This window comes from Streptomyces sp. NPDC008086, assembly GCF_042957325.1.
Taxonomy (GTDB): domain Bacteria; phylum Actinomycetota; class Actinomycetes; order Streptomycetales; family Streptomycetaceae; genus Streptomyces.
Window position 1 is genome coordinate 392727 of the sequence record NZ_JBIBIA010000002.1, and the last position, 26757, is coordinate 419483.

Genomic DNA, 26757 nt, shown 5'->3' on the forward strand with positions numbered 1-26757 from the left:
AGTACGCACGGATCGGCGCGAGCTTCTCCTCGCACGCATGTCAGTGCTCCTCCCCTCCCGGTTGCCGCCCCGCCGCATGGCGGGCCTGGGAGTTCGCCAACAAGTGGCGTGGGTCGGCAGCCCGGTCGATCGCCGTCTCGATCGCGGCGATCCGGTCGGCGAGCAGGCCGAGCGCGGCGACCGCCCGGGACAGGGGCGCGTCCTCAGGGCCACCGAGGGCTTGAGAGCGGACGTAGGCCGCTTTCACCTCCGCCCACCTCGACGCCTGTTCCGTCGTCAGTGTGCCGCGAAGTTCCGCCAGCTTGAGCAGGTTCGCCTCGGCGCCGGTGGTCAGGGTCTGCGCCTCGGCCGTGTAGTGGTCGTCGATCAGTGCCGCGAGTTCGGCGTCGTTCATGACGGGCTGGACGCGCTGGGCGATCTTGTTCATGTTGCGGTAGGAGCCCTGCAGTTGGAAGGGCGGTTCCGTGCGGGCCGCGTCCGACTGAGCGGCCGATGCGATGTAGGCCGCGTTCACCGCCAGAACCGTCCGCCGGGCGGTGAGCAGGTGGCGCAGGACCGCCAGGATCCGCTCCAGCTCGGTGGGGGCGTACGGGTGGGTGAGGCGGTCGGCGCGGGACGACCCGTCGCCTTCCGCCAGGCGGATGAGGAGGTCCAGGTCGGTGCGCTCGCGGCCGGCCAGGGGGGCGAGCACCGGGTTCGACGTCAGGGCGTTCTCGATGAAGCTGAGCGCGAAGGCGTCCTCCTTGCCCGTCAGGACGTCGCCGAGGTTGAAGACGTCGGCTCGGTTGGCGAGCATGTCGGGCACGCGGAAGCGGCTGCCGGACTCGGTGTAGGGGTTGCCTGCCATGCAGACGGCGAACCGCTTGCCGCGCAGATCGTAGGTGCGCGGCTCGCCGTCCCGCACACCTTCGATACGACGTGTGGCGTCGCACAGCGGGATGAACTTCTGCAGCAGCTCCGGGGAGGTGTGCTGGATGTCGTCCAGGTACAGGAAGGTGTTGTTGCCCGTCTCCAGCGCGAAGTTGATCTTCTCGATCTCCTGCCGGGCGGTGGCGTTCGGCGCCTCGGCCGGGTCGAGCGAGGTGACGGAGTGGCCGAGCGCCGGGCCGTTGACCTTCACCAGGATCATGCCGAGCCGGTCCGCGACGTACTCCATGAGGGTCGTCTTGCCGTAGCCGGGCGGGGAGATCAGCAGGAGCAGTCCGCCGGTGTCGGTGCGCCTGGACTCGCCCGTGGTGCCGAGCTGCTTGGCGAGGCTGTCGCCGACGAGGGGGAGGTAGACCTCGTCGATGAGCTTGCTCCGCACGAACGCGGACATCACGCGCGGCCGGTACTCGTCCAGGCGGATCCGCGTGCGCTCGGCGGTGACGAGGGCGGTCCGGTGCCGCTGGTACGCGCGGTGGGCGGGGACTTCGTGCAGGCGGAAGTGCCGTGTACGGGCCAGGAGTTCGTCGATGCGGACCGTGAGCTTGCGGGCGGTGACGCGCGGGTGCGTGCCGAGCAGCCCCTCGACGGTCTCGGTCAGTGCCGCGTCGGACTCGTACCGGACCAGATCCGGGCAGAGCTCGGCGGCCACCGCCTCGGCCAGGTCGCCGGGCGTGATGTCCAGGCCGGTGGAGGAGGCGTACGAGGACAGCCATGCCTCGACGAGTTGCTTACGGGCAGCCAGGTCGTCGAGCGCGGTGAGGTCGTCGTCGTAGGCGGACGTGCCCACGGTGCGGCGGAACTTGTCGAGCATCGTGCGGGTGCCGGCGCTGATGACGAAGCCGTCGGGCCCGGTGGTCAGCTCCTCGAACAGGTAGGCGGCTGCGCTGCCCGCGCCCTCGCCTCCGATGGCCTGCGCCAGTTCCGCCCGCAGGTCGGCGATGGCGGGCGCGAGGCCGAAGGTGTCTCTGGCCCGGGCCAGCGACACCGCCCGCCGCGTCCAGCTGTCGCGCGCCTCGGGCGTCGTCCCGTGCGCCCAGAACAGCTGGGCGGCGGCCCGGGCGACGGGCTCGTGGCGGAGCAGTCCCGCCGCGTCGTGCAGGCGCAGGAGCGCGGTGAGGATCGCCGTCGCGTCGTGGTCGTGGACGCCGCGTTCGTAACCCTCGTCGTACGCCGTCTCGGCTGCCTGCCGCACGAAGGCGGGCAGGTCGGCCTCCGCGAGGGCCCCGGGACCGTGTTCGTCCAGCAGGCGGGCGGCGAGATGCTCGGCGCGGTAGACCTCGGGCGACTCCGAGGGCAGGGGGCGGTCCCAGTACGGGCGGGTGGCGGTGAAGCCGGGGTCGGTGACCGGGGAGCGGTAGTCGGTGCCGGTCACCGCGAAGGCCAGGCCGTCGCCGTGGGGGACGAGGGTGAGATCGAGGGGCTGGGTGTTCACGGCGAAGCGGTGGTGGCCCAGGCGTAGGGCGCGGCCGTCGGCGGAGTACAGGTCGGTGCGGTCGCGCAGGGCGCGAAGTGCCTCTTGCCGGGCTGCCTTGAGGCGGCCGTCCAGCTCCTCGGCCCGCACCCGGTCGCCGAGGTCGCGCAGTTCGTCGGCGATGCGGCGCACCTTGGCGGGCATCGGGTCGGAGGTGAAGTACGTGGTGACCGCGTCCGCGTCCGTCAAGGTCGCGGCCCGGCGGGCCACGGTGGCGAGGACACGGGTCGCGGAGTCGGCGAGGCGTTCGGCGTGCCGGGCGCGGGCGTCGGCGAGGGTCTGCTTGCGGGCGGAGAACGCCTCGTGCACCTCGTCGCGCTTGTCCGCGAGGATGTCCAGGAAGTCGTCGAGCTCGGCGAACCGCGATTCGAGGTTCTCCACCTGGACCAGGAGGCGGGAGAGCTGTTCGTCGCACGCGTCGGGGCTGTCGGCCGCGGCCAGGGCCCCGGCGACGGCCTGGCCCAGCAGCGCGAGCTCGGCGGCGAACCCGGCCCGGCTCTCCTGGTCGAGGAGGGAACGACGGCGGGTTTCGAGAATGGCGCGAGCCCGGTTGACTCCGCCGAGGACCTCGGCGACGCGCTCCAGTACGGACGTACGGACCGTGGCGTCACCGATGTCGAGCCCGGCGACCACCTCGGTCACCACGCTCATCCCTTCGGCCAGCTCGTCGAGGCGGGCCATCACGGGCCCGGTCTCCGCGACGGTGGCGATGGCCTCGGTGTCCTCGATGAGCCGCTCGACGTCCGCGTGGTGGCCGGCGAAGGCGTCCTCGCGTGCCAGGTGGGCGATGGCCCGCTGCCCGAACGCGGCCAGGTCGGCCTCGGAGTCGGAGGCCAGCTCGTCGATGCGGTCGCGGTCCGCGTACCGCGTCTCCTTGAGGGTCAGCAGGTGCCCCCGCGCCTGGCGGAGCTCCGTCAGCCCGGTCACCCACGCGGCGGCTCCGCGCGGCGTCTCACCGCGTAGCCGTCGTACGACGGCGGCGATCCGCACGGCGGCTTCGTCGAGCGCGTCGGTGGCCTGCCGGGTGAGGGCCTGCACGGTCTCGAACTCGGCCAGGACCTGCTCCGCCGTGGCGCGCACCTGCGCCAACGGGCTCTGGAGATCGCCGAGTTCGGCGTCGGCCAACCAGTGGTGGGTGTCCGCCACCCGGACGCAGGCGGCCACCAGCGCCTCGTACACCTCGCTGGTCGGGGTCGTCTCGGCGACGGCCCCGGTGATGGACAGACAGTCGGAGATGCCCCGCACCAGGTCGGCGTTGCCGACGCGGGCCAGTGGGCCCGTGCCGACGGGCTGGGCGGCAGCGTGAGTGTCCGAGACGTACGGGGAGTTCCACAGCTGTGCGGGGTGGACCCGCCGTGGTTCGTCGCTCTCGGCACGCAGGACCACGAGCGCGCCGTCGTCGAGGAGTGCCCAGCCGTGGCAGGACAGCGGGGCGGCCATCTCCTTGCGGATCGTGTTGTACGGCAGGAGCAGGCTGCGTCCCTCGGCGTTCGCGTGGAAGGCGTAGAGCACGTCCTCGCCGTTCGGGGAGCGGATCTCCCGCTCGAACTCCAGCTCCGCCGTGTCGATTTCGTATGTCTTGTGGGTCCCGGAGGCCAGGCAGTAGCCACCGGGGAAGACGATGCCCTGGTCATCAGGCAGGCGGCGGCAGGCCCTGCCGATGCCGTCGAGGCGGACGACGGCCCTGGTGAGGGTGTTGAACACCAGGTGGCGGTCGGTGGCCTCCTTGTAGGGACGCACGCGCAGCAGGATCAGGGCGCCCACGCGCGCGTGGGCGATGTCCGCGTCCGCGAGGGACTGGAGCGGCTCCTCGACCGGCTCGCTGTGAATGCCCTCGGCGGTCTCGGTGTCGTCCTCGGTCTTGACGGTGAGAGTGCCGCCGACCGTGGAGACGAACACCTCGCCGTCGACACGGACATGGGGATGGCGGCCGAGGACGTGGTCGTCGCGGGTGGCCGGCGTCCAGTCGACGTCGTGGGAGGGCGGCAGGACGTGGTCGCGGTCGCCGCGCGCGTCCAGGAACCTGGCCCGGCCGTCGCCGGACAGGGACCAGCGCAGGACGCGGATGTCGTCCGTCTTCTCGCCGGTCTGGAAGACGGCGAGCACCTTGTCCTCGACGAGGCGCAGTCGCAGGAGACGGGCCTGGCGGTAGTAGCGGTGCAGAGCCGCGAACTCCCGTACGAAGGCGGGGTCGTCGAGCAGGCCGGGCACGGCGTCGTCGGGCAGCCGCCCGAAGGTACGGTCGTGCAGGGTCAGGACCTCGCCCACGCCGGTGTCCGCCTCGCGGCTCGGGACGGCGTTGTAGCCGAAGAGCAGCACGTCCCCCACGGCGACGATGTCCCGGGGCACCACGGCGTCGTCGGTACGCAGCCGCTCCGTGCGGGCGAGTTCCAGCCGCATCGAGCCGAACTCCTCGCCCCGGCGGGCGTTGAGCGCCTCGGTGCGGCGGGCGAGCTCGGCGGCCTGCGTGGTGAGTCGGTCGCGCAGCACCTCGTACGTACCCGTGTCCAATGGCTCGTACGTGCCGGTGTCCAGGCCGGTGGTCATGGATTCCCTCTCAGGAAGTCGCAGGAACTCGGTCCGGAGCCACCGTCCCCTGCGCGGCGGCTCCGGACCGGGGGGACGGGCGGGTCAGGCGTGGACGGCCTTGCCGTTGAGGACGGTGAGCGGCTTGTCCGCGAGACCCAGCTCGCCGGCCTTGTCGAGCAGCTGCTGGAGCTGCCCGGAGTCGGCCCCGCCGGTCCGCATCAGCTTCATCAGCAGCGCCGATACGGTCAGGTTCTGCACGTCGGCCGTGGAGACCGAGCCGAGAACGCGGCTCAGGTCGTCGGTGAAGCGGGAGGTGCCGTCCAGCCAGGGCGCGGCCAGTGCCTGCGCGGTCTCGGAGTGCTGGACGAAGCCGTCGATGCCCTTGCCGAGCGCGATCGATCCGACCAGCCGGTCGAGGAAGACCGACTCGCCGCCGACGATGTTGATGTCGGCGTTCTCCAGCCCGGTGGCGAGCACCGTGGCCTGCGCCTCGGCGACCTGACGCTGTACGTCCAGGCCCGCGAGCCGGATGTCCTTCTCGGCCTCCAGGCGCAGCCGGTACTCCTCGTGGCCCCGGGACGCGTCGTCGAGGGCGGCCATCGCCACCGCCTTCTCGGTGAGACCGGCCGCCTCGGCCTTCAGCTTCTCGCCGATGCCCTCGGCCTCGGCGAGGGCCCGCGCCTTGGTGCCCTCGGCCTCGGCCCGCATCCGGGCCTGCGTCGCCTCGGCCTCCGCACGGCCGGCCTTCTCGATGACCTCGGCCTCCTTGTCGCGGACCTGGACGGCGGCCAGTCCTTCGGCGGCGGCCTCGGCCTGGACGCCCTCGGCGAGGCGGAGCTTGGCGCGGGCGTCGAGGTCGGCCGTCTTCAACCGGGCCTCAGCAAGGGTCAGTTCCTCGGACGCGCGGTGCACCGCGGCCTGTTCGGCGGCCTCGGCGGCCTTGATGTCCTTGACCAGCTTCTCCTGCGCCTCGGCCTCGGCGGCGATGATCACGGCCTGCCGCTCGCGCTCCGCCTCCTCGACGGCGCGCAGCCGCTTGATGGACTCCTCCTGCTCGGCGACCGTACGGTCCACCGCGACCCGCTCGCGGATGACCTCGGCGATGTCCCGCTTCTCCGCCTCGACCTCCTTCTCGGCGGCGATCTTCGTCAGCTGCGTCTCCCGCTCCCGGGCGATGACTTCGAGGAGACGGTCCTTCTCGATGCGCTCGTTCTCGACGGCGATGACCCGCTCACGGTTCTTCGCGGCGACGGCGACCTCGCGGGCCTGGTTCTCCCGCTGCACACCGAGCTTCTCCTCCGTGGCCAGGAACGCGGCCTGTGCCCGCAGCCGCTCCTCCTCCACCACCCGCGCCGTCTCGGCCTCCTCACGGGCCCGTACGGTCGCGATCTCCCGCCGCTGCTTGATCTCCGCGTCGGTCTGCCGCCGCTCCAGCTCCAGGATGGCCTCGCGGGCGTCGACGTTCTGCCGGGTGATCTCCTTCTCCTCGGTGCGCTGGGCCTCGTTGGTGCGCACATGCTCCAGGGCCGTCAGCTCCGTGATCTTTCGGATGCCCTGGGCGTCGAGGACGTTGGCCGGGTCGAGCTGGGTCAGCGGCGTCTGCTCCAGGTAGTCGATCGCCGCGTCCTCCAGGTGGTAGCCGTTGAGGTCGACGCCGATGACCTCGATGATCCGGTACCGCAGCTCGTCGCGCTTGGTGTACAGGTCGGTGAAGTCCAGTTGCTTGCCGACGGTCTTCAGCGCCTCGGAGAACTTCGCGTGGAACAGCTCCTGCAGCGTGTCCCGGTCACTGGCCCGCGCGGTGCCGACCGCCTGAGCGACCTTGATGACGTCCTCGATGGTCTTGTTGACCTTGACGAAGAACGTGATCCGGATGTCGGCGCGTATGTTGTCCTGGCAGATCAGCCCGTCCTTGCCGGTCCGCGTGATCTCGATGGCCTTCACCGAGATGTCCATCACCTCGGCCTTGTGCAGCACCGGCAGCACGACCTGCCCGGTGAAGGTCACATCGACCTTGCGCAGCTTGGAGACGATCAGCGCCTTGCCCTGCTCCACCTTCCGGAACAGCTGGGAGACGACGAGGACGGCGAGCGCGGCGACGACGATGAGCACGCCGACGCCCAGAGTGATGGCATTCATGGCATACGTCCTTAGGGCATAAGGAAGGTGAGGCGTAAGGGAGTTGAAGCGTGAAGGAGGAGGGCGGGGCCGCTGCCCGGTGGCACCGTGCGTCAGGCCGCGCGGTCCATGTGAGCCCGACCTCGGCTGCGGTCCCGATCCCGGCCCCGGCCCTCTGCCCGGCCTCGGCCGGACAGACCGGGTTCATCCGGGCAGAGACGGTGTAGGCGCCGTACGAACAGGCGAGTCATCCGCCATGCGGCGAGCAGCGCAAGGACCGGCACGACCATGCGCAGCAGTCCGGTGGCGGGTCCCGGCGAGGTGAACTCGACCAGGACGAGGGTTCCGCCGACACTCAGGGACCAGGCCAGAACGGTCAGCGAGGAGAGGGCGATCGCCACCGGTACGCCGCCCATGCCCCACGCGCGAAGATCGAGGTCCGCATCGAAGCCGTGGGTGCTGGTGAGGCGCGCGGCAACCAGGATCCAGAAGCACAGCACCACGACGAGAGCGGCGGTCAGCAGGATCGTGGGCAGACCGGTGGCGACCGCCAGAAACGTCCGCATCAGTTGGTCCCCCTTTCCGGCCGCAGTGCTCGTCCGCCGTGTTGCGGTGACGCATCGCGGGCTCCGGGCTCCGGTGCCGGACACCTGCCGGTGTCCGGCACCGGAGTCCCCCGCAGTGCTCCCCGCAGGTCATGATGCACGGCACTCCCCCGCCCGCGCATTGCCGGTTCCCGGCAGCATTCACTAAGGTCTGCGTGCCGGTAAACCGCTAGGAAACCGTCACCGGCGCGTTAAGAATCCGGGGGCGACGTGACGGAACGGGAGATTCCCGAGCAGTATCTGGAGGGCTGTGCCCAGATTCTGGCCGAGGTCGCGGCCACGGGGCGGCGCCTCACCCGGGAGGAACTCACCTCCCGCCGGGAGCTCGGCGAGCGGGCCGCGGACGCCGGCCACGGACTGCGCGCCCTCGTCAGCGCCCATCTGACCGCCGCCCGCGCGGCGTGGCCGACCGCTCCCGGCACGGCAGACTCGGCCCTGGCCGCCCTGCACCAGGTGATAGACGCCTTCTCGGAGGGCTATGAACGCGCCCAACGCCACGCCGTACGTCAGGAGGAAGCCGCCCGCCGGGAGTTCATCGACGATCTTCTCTACGGCCGTAGCGACCTGGGGCGCCTCGCCGAACGCGCCGAACGCTTCGGCCTGCGCCTCGCACACGCCCACGCCGTGGCCGTCGCCGAGGGCCCCAGCGCCTACGACGAGGGCGACCCGGTCCCCCACCAGGTGGAACGCGCCCTCATCTCCCGCTTCGGCGACCGCAGCATCCTGCTCACCACCAAGGACGGCCGGCTCCTCTGCATCGCCCCCGGCCACCAGGACGACGTTCTCGCGTTCTTCGCCAAGCAGGCCCACGCGGCCACGGAAGGCGGCCGCGTTGCCATCGGGCGAGCCCAGCCAGGCCCCGGCGGAGTCGTCCACTCGTACGAAGAGGCGCTGAACGCCCTGGAACTGGCCGAGCGCCTGGAACTGGAGGACCCGGTCCTCCACGCTGCCGATCTGCTCGTGTACCCCGTCCTGACCCGCGACCGGCAGGCCATGGCCGATCTCGTGGTGAGCAGCCTCGGTCCGCTGACGACGGCTCGCGGTGGCGCCGGGCCCCTGCTCGGCACTCTCACCGCCTACTTCGATTCGGGCTGCGTGGCCGCCGAGGCCGCCCGCCGTCTCTCACTCAGCGTGCGCGCCCTCACCTACCGACTGGAACGCATCCACAAGCTCACCGGCGCGAACCCGGCCGATCCGGCGCACCGTTACATGCTTCAGACCGCGGTGATCGGTGCCCGGCTGCTGGACTGGCCGGCAAAGGACCTCTGATACCCCATCCGGCCCCGCGCGGCACTCGGCAGCGATGGACGGAAGCCTCACAACGGCCCCTGACGTCAACTGATGTGAGGCTCAGCCGTCGGATGTCTGCCCCCGGCGCGGCATCTGCGGCGACTTCGCGGCCTCGGCCTCCGCCTTGGCGTCGCTCACCGCGGCGGCGGCCTGTTTCTCGGCCTCGTCAGCAGCGGCCGCGGCGTCGCGCGAAGCCGTCCAGCCCGCATCGAGCTCTGGAGTGTGGCCTTCCTCCGACGCGTCGTCGCCGTCGGCTGCGCCCGCTTCCTCAGGTCGCGCGGTTGTGTGCACACCCGCCGTCGACTGATCACCGAACGCGCGGGTGACGGTCCGAACGGCCTCGGTCAGCTCCCCTGGGATCACCCAGAACGTGTTGTTGTCGCTGCTCGCCAGGTGCGGCAGTGTCTCGAGGTACTTGTAGGCCAGAATCTTCGGGTCGGCGTTGTTGCGATGGACGGCCTGGAAGACCAGCTCCACCGCCTTCGCCTCCCCGTCCGCCCGCAGGATCATGGCCTGCTGCGTACCCTGCGCCTCCAGGATGTCCTTCTGCTTCGTGCCCTCCGCGGTGAGGATCTTGGCCTGCCGCTCCCCTTCGGCGTGCAGGATGGCCGCGCGCTTGTCCCGCTCGGCCCGCATCTGCTTCTCCATCGCTTCCTTGATCGTGTGCGGTGGGTCGATGGCCTTGATCTCGACACGGTTGACCCGGATGCCCCACTTGCCGGTGGCATCGTCGAGGACGGCGCGGAGCCGGGAGTTGATCTCCTCACGCGAGGTGAGCGTCTCCTCCAGGTCCATGCTGCCGATGACGTTCCGGAGCGTGGTCACCGTGAGCTGATCGATCGCCTGCAAGTAGTCGGCGACCTCGTAGGCCGCCGACCGCGGGTCGGTGATCTGGTAGTAGAGCACGGTGTCGATGTTCACCACGAGGTTGTCCTCGGTGATCACCGGCCTGGGGTCGGACGAATAGACCTGCTCGCGCACGTCGAGTTTGGTGTTGATGCGGTCCGCCACCGGCACGACCAGGTTCAGGCCGGGTTGCAGCGTCCGGCGGTACCGGCCGAACCGCTCGACGTTGTAGCGGCGCGCCTGAGGGACGATCCGCACACTGGCGGCCACGAGGAAGACGACGACGATGGCCGCCACAAGAGTGAGGATGACAACTGGATCCACAGTGCCTCCGTTGCTATGTGTTCAGCCGTTTCATGGAAGGAGTTCGCGGGGGTAGACGATGGCCGTGGCGCCTTCGATCTCCATGACATCCACCAGCGCTCCGACCGGGATCACCAGGCTTTCGTCGAAGGCGCGGGCGGACCACTCCTCGCCGGAGAGTTTGATCAGGCCGCGGGTGGCGGTGACTTCCTGCATGACCTCGGCCCGCTTGCCGATCAGCGCGTCAGTGCCCTCGTAGGTGACGGGTAGCTGTGCCATGTGGCGCAGCGCGACAGGACGGACGATCAGGAAACCCGCTGCCGCTGCCGCGCCCAGGGCCAGGAGCTGGCCTAGTACGCCGACGCCCAAACCGGCGACGACGGCCGCAACCAGCGCGGCGCCCGCCAGCAACCCGAAGACCAACGTCAGAGTGAAGAACTCCGCAGCACCCAGCGCCGCGGCGGCGAACAGCCATACGAACCACGGCATCGAATCGCCCTCCTCATGGGGCCTTGTCCACCAAGCTACTCCCGGGTCGCCGGGCGGAACAGATACGGCAGCGGTGGTTACTGACCGTTGAACGCCTACCCGACGGACGGACATACAACGGTCACCAGCGGCACGAACCCGCTCTCCCGGGACCGCCCCTGGATCACATGAGCGCGGGCCAACGCCGTACGACCGCCCACGCTCCGACGCTTGCCACTCTGAGAGCGCGAGTCCGGTTCTCGTCACCCGCTCTTTCTGGAGCCCCAGGTCAGTGGCCTGGGGCTTGTGAGCAGGGGTGCGAGGAGACCGCCGCAGAGGGCACGGTCCTGAGTGATGAGGTCACCGCTGATGAGGTCACCACTGCCGTGGCCCACGCCAGTTCGAGGTCGGCTGACCTCTGCACGGACGAGGGCGGGATGATGGCCACCATGCGCATCCGCATCGACGCCGTCGACCTGCCCGGCCTCGCCCGCCCAGCGTCCGTCGACGGCAGGGTCCCGGCGTACGGCAACATCCACGTCGCCGTGCAACGCCGCGACCGTCCGGCCGAACTCCTCGCGCCACAGCCCGGCGACGCACCGACCGCGACATGGACCCTGGAGTGCACCACGAGCTCTTCGCCGACCGGCACCGAGGTCAAAGGGCCCTATGTGCAGGACCGTCTGGGCCGGCGGTTCATCTACCTGTCGTGGGGCACGGTCGACGAGTCGGGCACCTTCACGATGTTCCGCCGCGCCAAGCTCCTGCTCGACGTCATACCCTCCGACGTACTCGCCGCCGCCGCACACGACGGGCTGCTGGTCGGACGCCTCGGCCTGACCGACGCGCAGGGCGGGCCCCTGTGCGCACGAGTCGAGCCCCCGCACATCACCTGGACCGCCGAACGCGCCGACTAGGAAAGGCCGCATGCCTGCCATCGGCGTCGTCTCGTCCGGGCCGATGTGACCTTCATCGCGACAGTGAGGTCTCGGCGCGTTCGCCGTCGTCCCATGCGTTGATGACGATGGCAACGGCGCACAGCTCATCGACGGAGGTCATGGCCCTGTGGCCGGAAACGTTCAGCAGGAACGCTCCATCCGCGCGGATCAATATCTGTATCCGTGAAGTGAGAAATAGCTTCGGCACATGGCGAGTATTCCTCGACCGCCAACCCGACTTGAATTCCTGACCACGCAGAGCCGAGCGCGCCATGCTAATGTCGATGTCAGTTGCAAGTGTGGTTGCCAGAAGGTTCATTTCCCGACGGGCTAATCAGCACGGCGACGCGGAATCCGCACAGGGCGAATTCCGGACATCGTCTCCGAAGGAGAAATGACATGGCTACTGGCACCGTGAAGTGGTTCAACGCGGAAAAGGGCTTCGGCTTCATCGAGCAGGACGGCGGCGGCGCCGACGTCTTCGCCCACTACTCGAACATCGCCACCCAGGGCTTCCGCGAGCTGCTGGAAGGTCAGAAGGTGTCGTTCGACATCGCGCAGGGCCAGAAGGGCCCGACGGCGGAGAACATCGTTCCCGCCTGACACCGGCAGCAACGCATACTTCGCAGCTGGGGCCCGCACCTTGGGGTGCGGGCCCCGGCTCGCTGCATTTCAGGGCGCGTGACGGGAAGTCCCCACCACATCACCGAACGGTGACGCATTCCCCCGTCGATACGACTCGGCGCCCATCGACCTCGGCTCGTTCTCGCGATTCTCTGCGCCGTTCATTTTGCTGCGGAAATTCCTTGCTACTTGCCTACGTGCTCACATCGAGGAAAGGTTCCGCTTGAACCGCGCACGCACCGCCCGCACGACCCGTACCAACGACCGCTCCCGGGGTTCCGCCGCCAAGCACTCGGGGGCTCCCCGGCGTGCCAGGGGCAACGATCGCCGGCAGACCACATCCCAGGGCGAGTTCGCGCTGCCGGTGACGGTCACGCCCGCGCTGCCCGCCGTCGACTCGTTCGCCGACCTCGCCCTGCCGACGCCCCTGCTGGCCGCACTCGGTCACGAGGGCGTGACCGTACCGTTCCCCATCCAGGGGGCGACCCTGCCGAACTCCCTCGCCGGTCGTGACGTCCTCGGCCGTGGCCGCACCGGATCGGGCAAGACCCTCGCCTTCGGCCTGGCGGTACTCGCCCGTACAGCGGGCCGGCGCGCCGAGCCACGGCAGCCACTGGCCCTCGTCCTCGTACCCACCCGAGAGCTCGCCCAGCAGGTCACCGACGCGCTCACTCCGTACGCCCGTGCCGTGAAACTGCGGCTGGCCACCGTGGTCGGCGGGATGCCGATCGGCAAACAGGCCGGTGCACTGCGCGTCGGCGCGGAGGTCGTCGTCGCGACCCCGGGGCGCCTCAAGGACCTCATCGTCCGGGGCGACTGCCGGCTGGACTCCGTCGACATCACCGTCCTCGACGAGGCGGACCAGATGGCCGACATGGGCTTCATGCCCCAGGTCACCGCTCTGCTCGACCAGGTCCGCCCCGCAGGACAGCGCATGCTCTTCTCCGCCACCCTGGACCGCAACGTCGACCTGCTGGTCCGCCGCTACCTGGTCGACCCGGTGGTCCACTCCGTCGACCCCTCCGCGGGGGCAGTCACCACCATGGAACACCACGTCCTCCACGTGCACGAAGCAGACAAGCACCGGACGACCACCGAGATCGCTGCACGAGATGGCCGCGTGATCATGTTCCTGGACACCAAGCACGCCGTTGACCGCCTGACCACACACCTGCTGAACAGCGGCGTCCGCGCCGCGGCCCTGCACGGTGGCAAGTCCCAACCGCAGCGCACGCGGACACTCGCCCAGTTCAAGACCGGACACGTGACGGTACTGGTGGCGACCAACGTCGCGGCCCGCGGCATCCACGTCGACAACCTCGACCTGGTCGTCAACGTCGATCCGCCCACCGACCACAAGGACTACCTGCACCGCGGCGGCCGTACCGCCCGCGCCGGGGAGTCCGGCAGCGTCGTCACCCTCGTGACCCCCGGCCAGCGCCGCGGCATGAACCGGCTGATGGCTTCGGCCGGCATCACCCCGCAGATCATCGCCGTACGGTCCGGTGAGGCGGAGCTGACCCGCATCACAGGCGCCCAGGCCCCTTCCGGTGTCCCCGTCGTCATCACCGCACCGGCCGTGGCACGTCCACGCCGTGCCGTGTCCTCCGCGCCTTCCTCGTCCCGACGCCGCCGCGACCGCTCCGCCCACGGGCACCCCACCGGACAACCGAAGCGGCGCAGGGCACAGCGACCCGCCTTCGACCCGGCGGCCTAGGCCCTGTCGTCCATCAGAAGCTCACCCGACTCCGAGGAGGCAGCTTTGACACCGGTTCGGACGCAGCGACAACAGGCGGTTCTCTCGCCCATGAGCGCGGTCGACGACATGGAGGCGGCCGGACCCCGGGTCAGTGACGACATGACCGTCGAGGTCGCCCTGTCCGTCATGGCCAGTGCCCGTGTCGAGTACCTCCTCCTGTGCGACGGAGACGACCAGTGCACGGACTCGATCACCCTGGCGGAACTCGCCGCCCACTGCGGCAGGTCCACGTACACGGACCGGATCCGGCTACGGGACGTCCTCGCTGATCGCCTCCCCCGATCAGCCAGTTCTCCTTCTCCCAGACCGTTCTCCTTCCCTGTGAGGGCATCATGCGCTGTGTCATCGCCAGGTACCCGTTCGACCTGACCAAGAGCGGAGTGCTGACCTCGATGAAAGGCGTCAAGCCCGAGCTCATCACAGGCGAGTCCGTGACCATTGGCCGCCGCCGCTACCCCGCCAAGCAAGTAGGCCAGGTCGTCACCCGACAGGACCGCCGCGACTTCACCAGCGGCGAAGTCGTCCGGGCCATGACCCGCCTCGGCTTCACCTGCCACGCCCAGCCCGACGCCACGCCAGTGCGTGTCCCCCCTCCCCTCCAGTCCGCGTCGGCAGTGCTCGGCGCCGCATCCCTGGACGGATGAGGACGGGCGGCAAACCGCCATCAGGATCCCGGTGAGGGCCCTGCCGACATGTGTCGGCAGGGCCCTCACGGCTGTCTCGCCGTCCCTGCGCCATCCGTTGCTGCAGCTCGCAGGCTATCTGTTCCCCCACAGAGCTTAAATCTGCTCTTGCCAGAGTAGACATTGAGCTCCGACACGGTTAGCCTTTTTCTCGTTGAAACCGGTCAAGCGAAGCCCGGCAGACACGAACTGGCGGGTTGCAGTACATGAAGTTCGCAGGTCAGTGCGGTCCTGGAGTCCCGAAGCCAAGGTGTTCGCAGGACGGTGACGGGGCTGAGGACCGCACTGGGCGGCTCGCAGGTCGAGGGGCCGCCAACAGCACCACCGAGCAGTACCGCAAGTACCAGTTCCCCAGGTTCAGCGAAAGGACGGAGGAGCAGACGCCATCAGGATCGCCCGGTCCGAGAAGCACTCGCCCCGGGTACCGCAAGACCCCGGATTGGAAGGTGGTCCCCGGTCACGCAGCCGCGATCCCCGCACCCCCCTTCTGCAGGGCTGGTAGCGGAAACAGAAGGTCGGCACAGCATTAGGGCCGACAGATGGTGTTGAATTTCCTTCGGGGCCCTGGTGCCGTACGGCACCAGGGCCCCTCGACGCGTTGCACAACGAGGTGACATGACAGCAGATATCCCGCTCAGTGATCGTCTGGACGACGATGACTACCCCGCATACACGATGGGGCGGGCCGCCGAGATGCTCGGCACCACCCCGGCCTTCCTCCGAGCCCTCGGTGAGGCTCGTCTGATCACTCCGCTGCGCTCGGAGGGCGGACACCGCCGGTACTCCCGCTACCAACTCCGTATCGCGGCGCGCGCCCGCGAGCTCGTCGACAGGGGCACCCCGATCGAGGCCGCTTGCCGCATCGTCATCCTTGAGGACCAGCTCGAGGAAGCTCAGCGCATCAACGCCGAGTACCGCCGCCGGGCCGGGCATGAAGCGCCCGACAGTTCCGTTCTGGATGCCGGCTGATCACATGAAGAGCGTGCCGGTCGGCTCGAACACGTACTACGCCCGATCGACCAGTAGCGCCCGCACGGGAAGCAGGTCGTACGCCGCGTGCTGACGTCCCGCGGCGGGTGACGGCGGCGTCTCCGCGGCCGTCCACCGCTCGACCGCCGTGCCCATAGCGTGCCCTTCAGAGCGGACAACCACGGTCAACTCCCAAGCTGAGAGCGCGAGTTCGATTCTCGTCACCCGCTCCTGAACGAGTGACGATCGCCTGGCGGGTCCCGGAGCCCTCCGCCGACGGCGCCTGAGCATGAGAGATCTCCTGGAACACCCTGTGTTCAGGTGCGACGGACGCTCGACTCGATTCCGGGCCTACTTGTTGTCCGTTGTGATCATTGGTCGCGTGCCGGATTCGCGCTAGAACACTGATCGTTGCTTAGTTTCACGATGACGACGTGGGGCGGGTCACGAGGACCTCGTCCAGGCGCTCGCGCACAGCGAGCGACGTCTCTGCACAATGCCTCGGCTCAGACCTTCTCGGCGCTCACGCGTGGATGCTCGGCAGTGAGGAGCCCGACCTCTTCCACGTCGGAAGTCAGGATCGTCACCCGCCAGGATGCTGCAGGGCGGTCGCACACAACATGGCGTCGATGGCGTACTTGTGGCCATGCAGCCCTGCTGCGCGCAGCAAAACGGCACCGGATCGCGCAATGGCACGGGTCACCGGCTCGACACTCACGCGGGACAGGGTCCACTTCAGTGCGACGTCGTCGATCCTGGGGTGGATCACCTCGACCAGCACCGCCACCGAGGTGATCACGGGCAGGTCCGCGTCACGGGCTGCGGTGAGCCACTCGTGGATTTCCCGATCACGCTGTACGGCCTTCGCCAGGCCCTCGCTGTCCAGGATCAGGGCACCGCTGCCACCGAACAGGGCGACGAGGACGTGGCGGTCCTCCTGCGCCACCTCGGCCGCGACCCCCGCTGGAGCGCCGCCTGGAGGGCCTTGCAGAAAGCCGGGTTTCCGCAGGTCAGTGGCGGCGTGCCGAGTCCAGGTCCACCGTCAGCAGCTGAAGTGCCGCTTCGTGCGGGGAGTCCGGCTCCGCGTGGTAGAACTTCAAGATGTTGCCGTCCTGAAGATCCGCCGACTGGTACATCAACTCCAGCTCGCCCACCACCGGATGGTCGAAGAGCTTGGTGCCCTCGATGCAGTTGGACACCCGCTGGCGGTACCACAGTTCGGCGAACTCCTCGCTGTGGATGGAGAGTTCGCCGATCAGCTCGGCCAGCTGCGGATCGTGGCGGTGGTCCGCGGAGATGAACCGCAGGTACGTCACGTTCGACTCCGACTCCGTGGCCCAGTCCGCGTACAGCGACCGGACGTCGTCGTCGAGGAAGTTCATCCTGATGATGTTCGGCCGCTGTTCGGCGCGTGCCGGGGCTTCGAAGTCGAGGTGCGGCGCGAACAGCCGGTGGTAGAGGGCGTTCCAACTGAGGACGTCACAGCGGTAGTTCAGCACGGCAGCCGCCACGTTCCCGAGCGATTCCACCAGCATTTTCGTGTACGGGCTCACCTGGTCGCCGCATGGCGCCGGCTCGTGCGGGTTCTGCACCGGCGTGCCGATCTTGAGCAGGTAGTCCCGTTCGTCGGGGCTCAGGCGCAGGGCACGGGCGATGGAGAGCAGGACCTGCGGCGAGGCATGCGCGGTCTGCGCCTGCTCCAACCGCGTGTAGTACGTCTGGCTGACCCCCGCGAGCGCGGCCACCTCCTCGCGCCGCAGCCCCGGGACCCGCCGGGAGCCGCTGGACCGCAGTCCCATCTGCTCGGGCCGGACGCGCTCACGCATCTGCCGCAGGTAGCCGCCGAGGTCCGTGTTCACGATGTGCTCCACCCTTTCGATTATGAAGTGCCGTACGGGACCCACCCTTCGGGCCGCTTGGGGGGCGCTGCCGGGGGCTCAGCCCGGCAGGGCCGTCCTGCGGCGCAGCGCCGCCCACAGCAGCAGGCCGACCACGACCTGGCAGCCGCCCGCGACGCCGACCGCCGCGTGGATGCCGCGCAGTTCCTCGGCCGCGGTCACCGTGCCGTGCCCGATGACGGCCGCGAACACCGCGCTGATCAGCGGTATGCCGATGGCGATGCCGACCTGCTGGCTCTGGGTGGCCATGCCGGTCGCCATGCCCTGCATGTCGGCCTCGACGGAGGAGGTGGCGATGACCATGAAGGACAGCGCCGCCGTCATGGAGAAGAACGCGTTCACGAACTGGGTGGCGATCAGCGGGATCAGCCAGCGGGGGTCCGAGGTCGCCCACAGCGCGGGCAGCATGAACGCGCCCTGGAGGAACAGGGAGACGCCGAGCAGGGTGCGCGGCTGGACACGCTGGAGGATGCGCGGCCCGAGCGCCCCGGCGATGATCTGCCCCACGCCGACACCGAGCAGTACCAGGCCGGCGACGAGGGAGGACAGTCCGAGCACGTCCTGGACGTACAGGCCGGTGAAGAAGATCAGCGCGGTCTCGCCACCGAAGACGAACAGGGCGGCCAGGTTGCCGAACGCGATGCCGGGCTTCTTCAGAACCCGCACCGGCACCAGAGCGTCGGCGGTCCGGCTCTGCACGACCCAGAAGACGCCGAGCAGCACGGCGGCGGTGATCAGGGAGGCGCCGGCGACCGGGTCGAAGCCGTCCTCGCCGACCCGGGTGACGCCGTAGATCGCGGAGAACAGGCCGAGGGTGATGAGCACGGCGCCGGGCAGGTCGACCCGGGTGCGCGTCGCGGCCCGGCTCTCGTCGACGACCCACGGCACGATGAGGAGCGCGGCGACGGCCACGGGGATGTTGATGAAGAAAGCCCAGCGCCAGGAGAAGACGTCCGTGAGGAAGCCGCCGAGGATGGCGCCGACACTGAAGCCGGAGCTCATCATCACGCTGTTCAGGCCGAGCGCGCGGGTGCGCAGGGTCGGCGCGGTGAAGGCCGTGGTGAGCAGCGCGAGCGCGGCGGGTGTGACGGCCGCTGTGGCCAGGCCCTGAAGGGTACGGGCGGTCAGCAGCATCGCGGGCGACTCCGCGACGCCGCCGACCAGGGACGAGACGGCGAGGACGGCCATGCCGGCGGTGAAGACACGCCGGCGTCCCACGTGGTCGCCGACGCGTCCGAGGACCAGGGTGCATCCCGCGGCGCACAGGGCGAACGTGGTGGAGATCCACTGCAGGCCGCCGGTGGAGAACCCGAGGGCGGTGCCGACCTCGGGCAGCGCGACGTTCAGCACGGAGAAGTCGGCGGCCATCATGAACTGCGAAGCCAGGAGCACCACCAGAGCGGCGACCTGGCGTCCGGTCATCCGGACGGGGGTGGAGTGCGCGGCCAAGGCGCTCGTACGGGTGTCGGCGGTGGTCATGACGTCAGGCTCCGATGCCGTGATCAGGCCGGCCAGCCCCCTCCTGAGGGCAGTCCCGCGGAGACTGTCACCGGCGGTGCCACCTTCGGCGTCGGCGGCGCCGTGAACTCGTCAATGGCGGGGCTTCCCCGGCGAGGACGCGAGGTGCAAGCTGGAACCGAGGCCGCCTCGCGATCCTGGGAGCGGGCTCGGGAACCGCGGTCTCGCCACTCCGAGAGAGCCCTCTGAGGCTCGGCAGGAGGGAAGCGAGATGGCAGAGCAGGTCACCACCGGCGGGACCGGAACGCGCTGGCACCTGACCGGTGACTGGTTCGACGTGTGCAAGTGCGACATACCGTGCCCCTGCACGTTCGCACAGCCACCGACCTACGGCGACTGCGAGGGCGTGCTGGTCTGGCACATCCGGGAAGGCAGCTTCGGCGACATACGGCTCGTCGATCTCAACGTCCTGATGCTCGGCTCGTTCGTCGGCGACGTCTGGGCCGGGACACACACCGAACCGTACGCCGCGATCTTCCTCGACGACCGCGCCGACGAACAGCAGCGCGGTGCGCTCGGGACCATCTTCGGAGGTGAGGCGGGCGGCTGGCCGGCGCAGTTCGGGGCCATGCTCCACCCCGAGATGCGGGGCATGGAGATCGCCCCCGTCCACGTCGAGATCGACGAGGACCTCGCCACCTGGCGGGCCGAGGTTCCCGGCCGGGTCACGGCCACCGCCGAAGCGCTCACCGGCCCGACGACGCCGGACGGCGCACGCGTCCAGGTCCACAACGCCCCGGGTGCCGAGGTCGGCCCCGGCCAGGTCGCCACGTGGGGCCGGGCCACGGCCGACCGCGCCGACGCGTTCGGCTTCTCCTGGGAACGCTCGGGGAAGTCGAGCAAATACTTCCCGTTCCAGTGGAGCGGTCCTGACTCCTGACTACGGACTCCGGACGCCTGACTCCTGACTCCTGACTCCTGATCAGGCTCCTTGCCCGGCGGCGGGTGAGTCACATGTCGTCCATGGTCGGCATCGAACCCTGCAAACCCGGCAGCAGCCAGTCCTGGAACGGCGCGAGCACGGCGAGCACGAGGAACACGACTCCCACGACCCGGCCCAGCGCCGGGCCACGGGACCACAGCTTCTCCACGAAGATCACCACGGCCAGCGCGGCCATCGCCGCCACGTTCATCACGCCGAGCGGGATCAGGACGACCATCAGTCCCGCGCAGCAGCCGACACAGTAGGCGCCGTGGTGCACACCCACCCGGAGGTCGCGGGCCGGTTGCCGGAACCCGGCGTAGCGCACCAGGTGGCCCATGGGATCGCGGCAGTGCCGCAGACAGACGTACTTCAGGGGGCCGAGCTGATACAGGCCCGCGAGCAGGAACGCCACCGCGCGATCCACCGTCCGGCCGTCGTGTGCTCGTCCAACAGGCCGCCGGTGAGCGCCAGGGCCGCGTAGACGAGCAGGCCGAAAGCCGTCCAGACCAGCAGATACCCGCCCACGAACTCCACGGTGCGCACGGCCCGCGTCCAGCCGGAGGACTGCCGTCCGATCCCCCGCACCCACGTGATGGCCACCGGCGCCATCGACGGCAGCATCATGGCCGCCATCATCGTCACCCACAGCAGCAGGAACAGGGGCAGCGCCAGCCCCATCGTGCCGGGCTCGACCCCCATGTCCCGGGCCTGCCCTATCGTCAGCGCCCAGGCGGGTACCGCGATCAGGACGACCACGAACCAGGCCGCCGCGAGATCCCGCGCGGGCAGCAGTCCGCCACCCGCTCCGGTCGGCGCGGGCGACCGGGCGGAGACGACGGTGGAAATCCTGCCTTGACGCATCGGCGTGTGCTCCTGCGGACGGTTCCAGGACATCACGCATCCCTGGGCGGCGCGACCTGCCGGAGGCCGGGCGATGCGGCTGGACGGGTGCAGTTCGGGGCCTGACTCCGGCGCCCTCCGACCGGAGCGGGGCGCCGGCGGATTACATGGGCCTGCGTCTCGGCGCGGGGCGTGCCGGTCCTTCATCGGTCCCGGATCCGACGGACGAAAGAGCGCAATGGCAGAGCGCGACCCTCGCAACCGCACCGGCCGCGGTCCCCTACTTCGCGGGCTCGCCGCTGCCGTGCTCGCGGCCGGCATGCTGCTGGCCGCAGCGGGCCCCGGACAGGCGACCGACACGGCCAATCCGGCGCCCGGACACGGGACCGGCGCGACCATTCCGGCGCCCGGCGCACAGTTCACGCCGTTGACGGCGGCGGTGATGACCGAGCCGACGCCGTTCGTCGCGACGGACGGCAGGACGCATCTCTCGTACGAGCTGCTCACCACGAGCTCACTGCCCAGCAGTACGCCGTTGCGGCTCGACCGTGTCGACGTCCTGGACGCCCGCACGCACCGGGTCGTCGGCTCGCTGAGCGGGCGGGCGCTGGCCGAGGCCGCCAATCCGGTGGGCGACCCCCTGCCGGGCGCGGACGCGTACACCCCGCCGCCCCCGGCGCCGACGCCGACCGTCATCCAGGGCTCCCAGCAGTGGGTCATCTACCTCGACCTGGTCCTCGGCCGGGGCCAGCCGGTGCCCAGGGTCCTCGAGCACCGTCTCTCGGGTGCGGTCCTGGCCCCCTCCGGCCCCACCCCGTTCACGGAGACGGTGCAGCGCACCCCGACCTCCGATATCCCGCCGTTGAACCTGAACCCGCCGGTCCGCCCCGGCACCTGGTACTCCAGCGAGTCGTGCTGCGGCAACACCCACCACCGGCGCGGACTCGCCCCGATCAACGGCCGCTTCTACGTGCCACAGCGCTTCGCGATCGACTGGTACCGGGTCGGCGCGCGGGGACAGACCTGGGAAGGCGACCCCACTCGGCTCACCAGCTATCTGAGCTACCGCGAGCCGGTCGTGGCCTCGGCCGCCGGCACGGTGGTGGAGGTCCAGGACGGGATCGCGGACAACCCGCCGCCCGTCACGCCCCCCGTCCCGCCGATCCAGAACACCGTCGGCAACCACGTCACCGTGCGCGTCGCGCCGGGCCGCTACCTGCTCTACGCCCACCTGAAGCCCGGCTCGCTCCGAGTCCGCGAGGGCGACCGGGTCGGCCCCGGCCAGGTCCTCGGGCTGATCGGCAACAGCGGCAACTCGACCACGCCGCACCTGCACTTCCAGGTGATGACCACGGCCGAGTTCTTCCCGACCGACAGCCCGCCGTTCACCTTCCGGCACTTCCGCGTCCTCGGGCAGGTCGAACCCCGGATCTGGGACGACAACCTGGGCCTGCAGCCGACCGGGGTCCTGCCGATCACGCGCTCGCCGTACGAGGGCTATCACCGCGCGCGGTATCCGCTCGACCGCGAGGTACTGCGGTTCTGACCGGACTCCGGTCGTGCACTGGACCGAGCCCGTGGGGCGGCGGCCGTATCCCTGGGAGCGTCCGGCCGCCGCCCCTTCCCCTGTGCGACCGGGTACTACTGGATGGTCCAGCCGACGCTGCCGACGCCCGTGCTGTACCAGGCGCAGGTGGCGGAGGACTGGCCGTACTGGCCCGGGGTCAGGGTCACCCAGTCGCCGGAGACGTCGGGGGCCCGGCCGCAGACGACCTCGGCGCGGAATCGGATGGTGCGGTCGCTGTTGTTGGTGCAGCTGGCGATGCCCCGGTCCGGGTCGACGCCGTGGACCGCGCCACGGCAGTCGACGGAGCCCGCGGCCGACGCCGGGGCGGCCAGGGCGCCGACGGACAGGGCCACCGCCGAGACGGTGGTGGCCAGACCTGCGGCGAACATCTTCTTACTGTTGATCATTTTCGTGCCCCCGAGAGAGGTTGCGGTTTGCGTCTGCTCACCTCACTGAACGGCACGGGAGCGGTCGCCGGTACCTGACATCTGTCAGGGGCCCGGGCCCCCAGCGGCCACGCCGTACGACAGCCTCGGTCTCCTCGACCCAGTCGAGATACCAGCCGACGAACCCGACCTGCGGAACAGGGTCGTGAGTCCATGCCCTCTGAGAGCGGACCAGCAAGCCGGAAGTGGTGCCCCCTCCCCCGTACATGTCCCAGGCGCCGAAGACCTCCCGCGTCTTGTCACCACGGGCCAGAGCCTCGACCCGCTTTCGGACGCCGCGCCAGTTCATCGCCCCCATGACCCGAAGCGTAGGCATGTCCCGCCGACCGCGCGCTTGAGACCCTGTCAGCGAACCGGGGTGCTCTTCGGACCGATGCCTTTGATCCTGGTGGGAGTTCCGTCCGGGGCGAAGGGGTGGTGGAAGGTGAAGGCGTGCGGCGCGGAGTCGTGGTCGTGGAGGTGTTCCAGCCTGGCGACCCCGTCCTGCCAGGCGGGTGTCACGCTGTCGGAGACCCACCAGAACACGTGATTCGGATGCCCTGTCCGCTCGAACCAGTCGTAACGCCTGTTCAGCGCCGCACGGTGCAGGCCGGTGTAGACGGCGTCGAAGGCGGGACGCAGGTCGGTCCAGAGGGAGAGGGTCGTGGCCAGGGCGGTGGTTTCCGCCGTTCGGCCCTTGCTGTACCAGGTCGGTACGGCGAACTCTCCCCATGCGCCCCAGTCCGCCTCGAAGAGCACTCCCCGGTCGACGTCCGCCGGTTCGGCGTGCGCGAGGTACCCGGGGTGCTGGCTGATCTTCCGGTAGACGGCCTCACCGATGTCGTAGAACTCGCGGGTGAGAGTCGCGGGATCGGCGAGGGGTGACTTCAGGACGCCGAATGTGTACAGCGCAAGGTGGGGCATGTGTTTCCTCCAGGAGCCCTCTTCGGCCGTTGGCGACCACCGAAGGTCAGGTGAAGGTAGCTGCCTCCGCGGGCAACGTCTAAGTTGCCTTTTTCCCGTCCAAGTGGCCTCCTCGCAAAGGAATTGCTGAGAAGGAATGGAGCGCGTGCTGCTCCCGTTGAACTTTCCGTTCACCAGGGAGACCTGCGCGATGGCATGGCCGTGGGCATCGTGTTAAGTCTCGACGCGAAGAGCCCCACCGGGACATACCCGGTGGGGCTCCGTTCGGCGCTGGTGCTGGTGCTGGTGCCGGCACCTCAGGCTCGGATCCCCGCGTCCTCGGCCGCTTGTGTGAGGTCGTGTTCTGTGAACTCGCGCTGAACCGTCACCAGCTGATGGCGTCGTTCATCTCCTGCTGCCAGTAGGTGACCTTGATCGAGTCGTCGAGGTAGACGCCCTTCGCGGGCAGCGACGGGTGGGCTGCGGCGCCGACGCTCCCGCTCATGGAGCGACCGTGGAAGTGGACGGCGAGCGAGTTCGCGGTGTAGCCGCTCGCGCCGCTGCCGTCGGTGGCGGACAGGCTGACGGAGGCGTAACCGGACTGGCCCGGCTCGAGCGTGACGACCGCCTGCGGCTGCGAGGCCTCGATGACCGGGGGCACGGACTGGGCGCCGGTGAACTGGACGCTCGGGTAGCCGTAGAGGAAGCAGGTCTTGCTGCCGGTGTTGGTCACCGTGAGCAGCATGTGGTTCACGGGGCGGTTCAACGGGGCGGCGACCGTCTTGGTGTTCGAGCCCTCGCAGGTGACGTCCTTGCGGGAGGCGGCGGGTGCGTTGGCCGCGGGGGCCTTCGCGTCGGAGCCCGAGCCTGCGGCGGCCTCGCCACCGGAGGTGCCCGAACCGGTCGAGCCGGCCGAGCCTGTCGAGCCGGCCGAGGAGCCGGTGGAACCCGAGGTGCCCGAGGTGCCCGAGGATGCGTCGGTGCTGGCGCCAGGACTCGTGGACGGGGTCACCGAGGAGGAGCTCGTGGTGGCGTCCGACCCGGTCCCGGTTCCCGTGCTCCGGACGCCTGTTCCGTCGTTGCACGCGGTCAGCGAGAGTGTGGCGATCGCGACCGTCGCGGCGGCGGCGAGGAGACGGGTGCGGGAGGTACGGGGAGTACGGATGTTGGACATGTTTGCTGCGCCCCTTCGGTGTTCGGGTTGCCGTGGTGGTTGGATGACCGAAGCTTGTGAGGTGATCCGTCCCAACTGCCACTCACTGCGGGGAGTTAGGGACGTTGGAACGCCGAAACGTGCTCTGACCAGGGGGAACGTCAGGGCTCTGGAACGCGTGAATGGGATGCGGGGACAAGGGGAATCGGGTGTCAGGGGCAATGGGGGCGGGGGAGACGGAGGCGTTCGCGGGGCTGTTGCGGGACCTCAAGGACCGCTCGGGGCTCAGCTACGGGGCGCTCGCCAAGCGTCTGCACATGAGTACGTCGACACTGCACCGCTACTGCAACGGCACCGCCGTGCCGACGGCGTACGCACCGGTGGAGCGCCTCGCCAGGGTCTGCCGGGCGACGCCGCAGGAACTGGTGGAGCTGCACCGGCGCTGGATCCTGGCGGACGCGGCACGCAGGCGCGGGACGGATCAGGCGGCGACGGAAGCAGAAACAACGGCGGCAGCGGCGGGTTCGGATCGAAGTGCGACAGTCGCGGCCGACGTGTCACAAGCCGACGTGTCACAAGGCGACGTGTCACAAGGCGATGTGTCGCAAGCCGATGCGTCGCAAGCCGGGGCCCCTGCCACCCCGAGGGCCGAACATCCCGTGGATGACCACCGTGATCCGGTCGTCGCCTCGCTGCCGGGCGCCGGCCCTCGGCCGCGCCGCTCCCTTCGTCGCCGTACCGCGCTGGTCGCCTCCGTCGCGGCCGCCGCCGTACTGGGAGCCGTCGTGCTCGTCGTGCAGGTGCCGTTCGGCGACGGTGGGGACGGCCGGCCGGCGGGGCAGGGAGTCGCCGGGGCAGGGGAGACGGTCGAGGCGGCCGGTACCGGGAAGGCCTCCGGCTCCCCGTCCCCGAGCGGGAAAGCGAGGAAGCCGTCCTCGTCGGCCTCCGCCTCCCCCACCGGCTCCGCGGGCGCCGGGTCCGGCACCTCGGCCGATCGCGGACGCGGGCGCGGACAGAACTCCGCCCAGCCCACCGACGCCGGCGACACCGTCCCGCTCACGGTCGGCGTCCGTCCCTACATCTACGACAGCCCCTGCAGCCAGCACTTCCTCGTCGACAGCGAACCCGAGCAGGTCGGTCCGCCGGCCGGTGAGCAGGACGCGCAGCGCTGGGCCGACGCGTACGGAGCGATCTCCTCGAACGAGCAGCGGGTCGCCCTCACCGTCCAGGGGACCGGCAAGGAGACGGTCGTCCTGGAGGCGTTGCACCTACGCGTGATCTCGAAGGGCGCGCCGCCCGACTGGAACGAGTACGCGATGGGCTCCGGCTGCGGCGGTGGCGTCCAGTCCAGGTCGTTCGACGCCGACCTCGACAAGGGCAGCCCCACGCTCACCGTCGCGAACGGCCAGCGCGACTTCCCGTACAAGGTCAGCGAATCGGACCCCGAGGTCTACTACGTCACCGTCCACACCACGGCGTACGACGTCCGCTGGGACCTCACCCTGGACTGGTCCAGCGGCACCCGCAGCGGCACCGTCCACATCGACAACGCCGGCGCCCCGTTCCACACCAGCGCCAAGGCCGGCGGCAAGGCCTACGACTACCCGCTGGGCGGCAGCGAGTGGATCGAGGCAACGCCGAATCAGTAGCGAAGCCTTAGCCGATCCGGGGGGCCGGGCACGCAGTTGGCCGGGCGGCCAGCCGTGTGGTCGGGCGGCCGAGCCGTTGGGCGAATGGCCGGGCGGCCGGTTGGACGGCCGTGCGAGTGGCCGGGCCGTCAGGCCGTGGCCTGGCGGTTGGGCGGTCAGGCAGGCGACCGGGTGAGTGGCCGACCGGTGGGGCGGTCGGCCGGTCGGCCGGGTGGTCAGGCGCTGGGCGGTCAGGCGGGCGGGCGCTCCGGCGGTCAGGCGGGCGGGTGGCCGTGTGGTTCTGGGAGCGTGTGTGCCCGGCGTCGAGGGGATCGGGGTGTCTCGTTGCGGTGCTGTCGTCGGGCGGGGC

20 protein-coding genes and 2 pseudogenes are annotated in these 26757 nt (G+C 70.0%); 9 read left to right on the forward strand and 13 right to left on the reverse strand.

Going from position 1 to position 26757, the window contains the following annotated elements; genetic code table 11:
• Positions 1–40 precede the first annotated feature (40 nt).
• The 3 genes from ACFZBP_RS07750 to ACFZBP_RS07760 form a co-directional block, all read right to left on the reverse strand.
• The gene (locus ACFZBP_RS07750) at positions 41–4945 is read right to left on the reverse strand and encodes a DNA repair ATPase (protein WP_391410925.1); all 4905 of its coding nucleotides are present in this window, start codon (positions 4943–4945) and stop codon (positions 41–43) included.
• Between the two features lie 84 nt (positions 4946–5029).
• Positions 5030–7066: a flotillin family protein gene (locus ACFZBP_RS07755; RefSeq protein WP_391410927.1), complete on the reverse strand. Its 2037-nt coding sequence runs from the start codon at positions 7064–7066 to the stop codon at positions 5030–5032.
• A 92-nt stretch (positions 7067–7158) separates the two neighbouring features.
• The gene (locus ACFZBP_RS07760; RefSeq protein WP_391410929.1) at positions 7159–7611 is read right to left on the reverse strand and encodes a hypothetical protein; all 453 of its coding nucleotides are present in this window, start codon (positions 7609–7611) and stop codon (positions 7159–7161) included.
• 249 nt (positions 7612–7860) lie between these two features.
• Here ACFZBP_RS07760 and ACFZBP_RS07765 point away from each other — a divergent pair, with 249 nt between their 5' ends.
• The gene (locus tag ACFZBP_RS07765; protein ID WP_391410931.1) at positions 7861–8919 is read left to right on the forward strand and encodes a helix-turn-helix domain-containing protein; all 1059 of its coding nucleotides are present in this window, start codon (positions 7861–7863) and stop codon (positions 8917–8919) included.
• 81 nt (positions 8920–9000) lie between these two features.
• Here the strand turns inward: ACFZBP_RS07765 and ACFZBP_RS07770 are convergent, their stop codons facing one another.
• Positions 9001–10110: an SPFH domain-containing protein gene (locus ACFZBP_RS07770; RefSeq protein ID WP_383456055.1), complete on the reverse strand. Its 1110-nt coding sequence runs from the start codon at positions 10108–10110 to the stop codon at positions 9001–9003.
• 30 nt (positions 10111–10140) lie between these two features.
• Entirely contained in the window at positions 10141–10578 is a 438-nt protein-coding gene (locus ACFZBP_RS07775) for an NfeD family protein (RefSeq protein ID WP_383456052.1), read from the reverse strand.
• Between the two features lie 428 nt (positions 10579–11006).
• Here ACFZBP_RS07775 and ACFZBP_RS07780 point away from each other — a divergent pair, with 428 nt between their 5' ends.
• A complete protein-coding gene (locus tag ACFZBP_RS07780) occupies positions 11007–11474 on the forward strand; it encodes a DUF5990 family protein (protein ID WP_391410934.1) in 468 nt (155 codons plus the stop codon).
• A gap of 52 nt (positions 11475–11526) precedes the next feature.
• On the opposite strand, the gene ACFZBP_RS07785 is transcribed toward ACFZBP_RS07780, so the two are convergent.
• On the reverse strand, positions 11527–11814 hold the full coding sequence (locus tag ACFZBP_RS07785) for a hypothetical protein (RefSeq protein ID WP_391410936.1): 288 nt from the start codon (positions 11812–11814) through the stop codon (positions 11527–11529).
• Between the two features lie 80 nt (positions 11815–11894).
• Between ACFZBP_RS07785 and ACFZBP_RS07790 the strand changes: the two genes are divergently transcribed.
• From ACFZBP_RS07790 to ACFZBP_RS07805, 4 genes are all read left to right on the forward strand, one after another.
• Positions 11895–12098 carry a cold-shock protein gene (locus ACFZBP_RS07790; RefSeq protein ID WP_028799214.1) on the forward strand — a complete coding sequence of 68 codons (204 nt, stop codon included), beginning with the start codon at positions 11895–11897 and terminating at the stop codon, positions 12096–12098.
• A gap of 244 nt (positions 12099–12342) precedes the next feature.
• Positions 12343–13836: a DEAD/DEAH box helicase gene (locus tag ACFZBP_RS07795; protein ID WP_391410938.1), complete on the forward strand. Its 1494-nt coding sequence runs from the start codon at positions 12343–12345 to the stop codon at positions 13834–13836.
• A 374-nt stretch (positions 13837–14210) separates the two neighbouring features.
• Positions 14211–14522 (forward strand): SCO5918 family protein, encoded by a 312-nt coding sequence (locus ACFZBP_RS07800; RefSeq protein ID WP_383456046.1) that lies wholly within the window; start codon positions 14211–14213, stop codon positions 14520–14522.
• Positions 14523–15176: 654 nt separating this feature from the next.
• Complete coding sequence (locus tag ACFZBP_RS07805; RefSeq protein ID WP_391410941.1) at positions 15177–15530, forward strand: MerR family transcriptional regulator; 354 nt, start codon at positions 15177–15179, stop codon at positions 15528–15530.
• Positions 15531–16036: 506 nt separating this feature from the next.
• Here the strand turns inward: ACFZBP_RS07805 and ACFZBP_RS07810 are convergent.
• The 3 genes and pseudogenes from ACFZBP_RS07810 to ACFZBP_RS07820 all read right to left on the reverse strand — a co-directional run bounded on the left by ACFZBP_RS07810 (position 16037) and on the right by ACFZBP_RS07820 (position 18907).
• Positions 16037–16443 (reverse strand): annotated as a pseudogene (locus ACFZBP_RS07810) (PIN domain-containing protein).
• Positions 16444–16540: 97 nt separating this feature from the next.
• Positions 16541–17401, reverse strand: coding sequence for a helix-turn-helix transcriptional regulator (locus tag ACFZBP_RS07815; protein ID WP_383456039.1), 861 nt, complete (start codon positions 17399–17401; stop codon positions 16541–16543).
• A 66-nt stretch (positions 17402–17467) separates the two neighbouring features.
• Positions 17468–18907, reverse strand: a complete 1440-nt coding sequence (locus tag ACFZBP_RS07820) for an MFS transporter (protein WP_391410943.1) — start codon at positions 18905–18907, stop codon at positions 17468–17470.
• A 250-nt stretch (positions 18908–19157) separates the two neighbouring features.
• Between ACFZBP_RS07820 and ACFZBP_RS07825 the strand changes: the two genes are divergently transcribed.
• The gene (locus ACFZBP_RS07825; protein WP_391410945.1) at positions 19158–19826 is read left to right on the forward strand and encodes a DUF1326 domain-containing protein; all 669 of its coding nucleotides are present in this window, start codon (positions 19158–19160) and stop codon (positions 19824–19826) included.
• Positions 19827–19896: 70 nt separating this feature from the next.
• Here the strand turns inward: ACFZBP_RS07825 and ACFZBP_RS07830 are convergent.
• A pseudogene (locus ACFZBP_RS07830) lies at positions 19897–20732 on the reverse strand (DUF2182 domain-containing protein).
• 217 nt (positions 20733–20949) lie between these two features.
• Between ACFZBP_RS07830 and ACFZBP_RS07835 the strand changes: the two are divergent.
• Positions 20950–22257 carry a peptidoglycan DD-metalloendopeptidase family protein gene (locus ACFZBP_RS07835; RefSeq protein WP_391410947.1) on the forward strand — a complete coding sequence of 436 codons (1308 nt, stop codon included), beginning with the start codon at positions 20950–20952 and terminating at the stop codon, positions 22255–22257.
• A 95-nt stretch (positions 22258–22352) separates the two neighbouring features.
• Here ACFZBP_RS07835 and ACFZBP_RS07840 read toward each other — a convergent pair whose 3' ends face one another.
• From ACFZBP_RS07840 to ACFZBP_RS07850, 3 genes are all read right to left on the reverse strand, one after another.
• Complete coding sequence (locus ACFZBP_RS07840) at positions 22353–22685, reverse strand: hypothetical protein (RefSeq protein ID WP_391410949.1); 333 nt, start codon at positions 22683–22685, stop codon at positions 22353–22355.
• 384 nt (positions 22686–23069) lie between these two features.
• The gene (locus tag ACFZBP_RS07845) at positions 23070–23627 is read right to left on the reverse strand and encodes a DUF3291 domain-containing protein (protein ID WP_383456019.1); all 558 of its coding nucleotides are present in this window, start codon (positions 23625–23627) and stop codon (positions 23070–23072) included.
• Between the two features lie 364 nt (positions 23628–23991).
• Positions 23992–24780, reverse strand: a complete 789-nt coding sequence (locus ACFZBP_RS07850) for a DUF4232 domain-containing protein (RefSeq protein WP_391410951.1) — start codon at positions 24778–24780, stop codon at positions 23992–23994.
• Between the two features lie 188 nt (positions 24781–24968).
• Between ACFZBP_RS07850 and ACFZBP_RS07855 the strand changes: the two genes are divergently transcribed.
• Complete coding sequence (locus tag ACFZBP_RS07855) at positions 24969–26408, forward strand: helix-turn-helix domain-containing protein (protein WP_391410953.1); 1440 nt, start codon at positions 24969–24971, stop codon at positions 26406–26408.
• The last annotated feature ends 349 nt before the right edge of the window (positions 26409–26757 follow it).

Coding starts and splice junctions, on each gene's coding strand:
- ACFZBP_RS07750 (WP_391410925.1), bottom strand. CDS start 4,945: ATGACCACCGGCCTGGACACCGGCACGTACGAGCCATTGGACACGGGT.
- ACFZBP_RS07755 (WP_391410927.1), bottom strand. CDS start 7,066: ATGAATGCCATCACTCTGGGCGTCGGCGTGCTCATCGTCGTCGCCGCG.
- ACFZBP_RS07760 (WP_391410929.1), bottom strand. CDS start 7,611: ATGCGGACGTTTCTGGCGGTCGCCACCGGTCTGCCCACGATCCTGCTG.
- ACFZBP_RS07775 (WP_383456052.1), bottom strand. CDS start 10,578: ATGCCGTGGTTCGTATGGCTGTTCGCCGCCGCGGCGCTGGGTGCTGCG.
- ACFZBP_RS07780 (WP_391410934.1), top strand. CDS start 11,007: ATGCGCATCCGCATCGACGCCGTCGACCTGCCCGGCCTCGCCCGCCCA.
- ACFZBP_RS07785 (WP_391410936.1), bottom strand. CDS start 11,814: ATGAACCTTCTGGCAACCACACTTGCAACTGACATCGACATTAGCATG.
- ACFZBP_RS07790 (WP_028799214.1), top strand. CDS start 11,895: ATGGCTACTGGCACCGTGAAGTGGTTCAACGCGGAAAAGGGCTTCGGC.
- ACFZBP_RS07800 (WP_383456046.1), top strand. CDS start 14,211: ATGCGCTGTGTCATCGCCAGGTACCCGTTCGACCTGACCAAGAGCGGA.
- ACFZBP_RS07805 (WP_391410941.1), top strand. CDS start 15,177: ATGACAGCAGATATCCCGCTCAGTGATCGTCTGGACGACGATGACTAC.
- ACFZBP_RS07820 (WP_391410943.1), bottom strand. CDS start 18,907: ATGACCACCGCCGACACCCGTACGAGCGCCTTGGCCGCGCACTCCACC.
- ACFZBP_RS07825 (WP_391410945.1), top strand. CDS start 19,158: ATGGCAGAGCAGGTCACCACCGGCGGGACCGGAACGCGCTGGCACCTG.
- ACFZBP_RS07835 (WP_391410947.1), top strand. CDS start 20,950: ATGGCAGAGCGCGACCCTCGCAACCGCACCGGCCGCGGTCCCCTACTT.
- ACFZBP_RS07840 (WP_391410949.1), bottom strand. CDS start 22,685: ATGATCAACAGTAAGAAGATGTTCGCCGCAGGTCTGGCCACCACCGTC.
- ACFZBP_RS07845 (WP_383456019.1), bottom strand. CDS start 23,627: ATGCCCCACCTTGCGCTGTACACATTCGGCGTCCTGAAGTCACCCCTC.
- ACFZBP_RS07850 (WP_391410951.1), bottom strand. CDS start 24,780: ATGTCCAACATCCGTACTCCCCGTACCTCCCGCACCCGTCTCCTCGCC.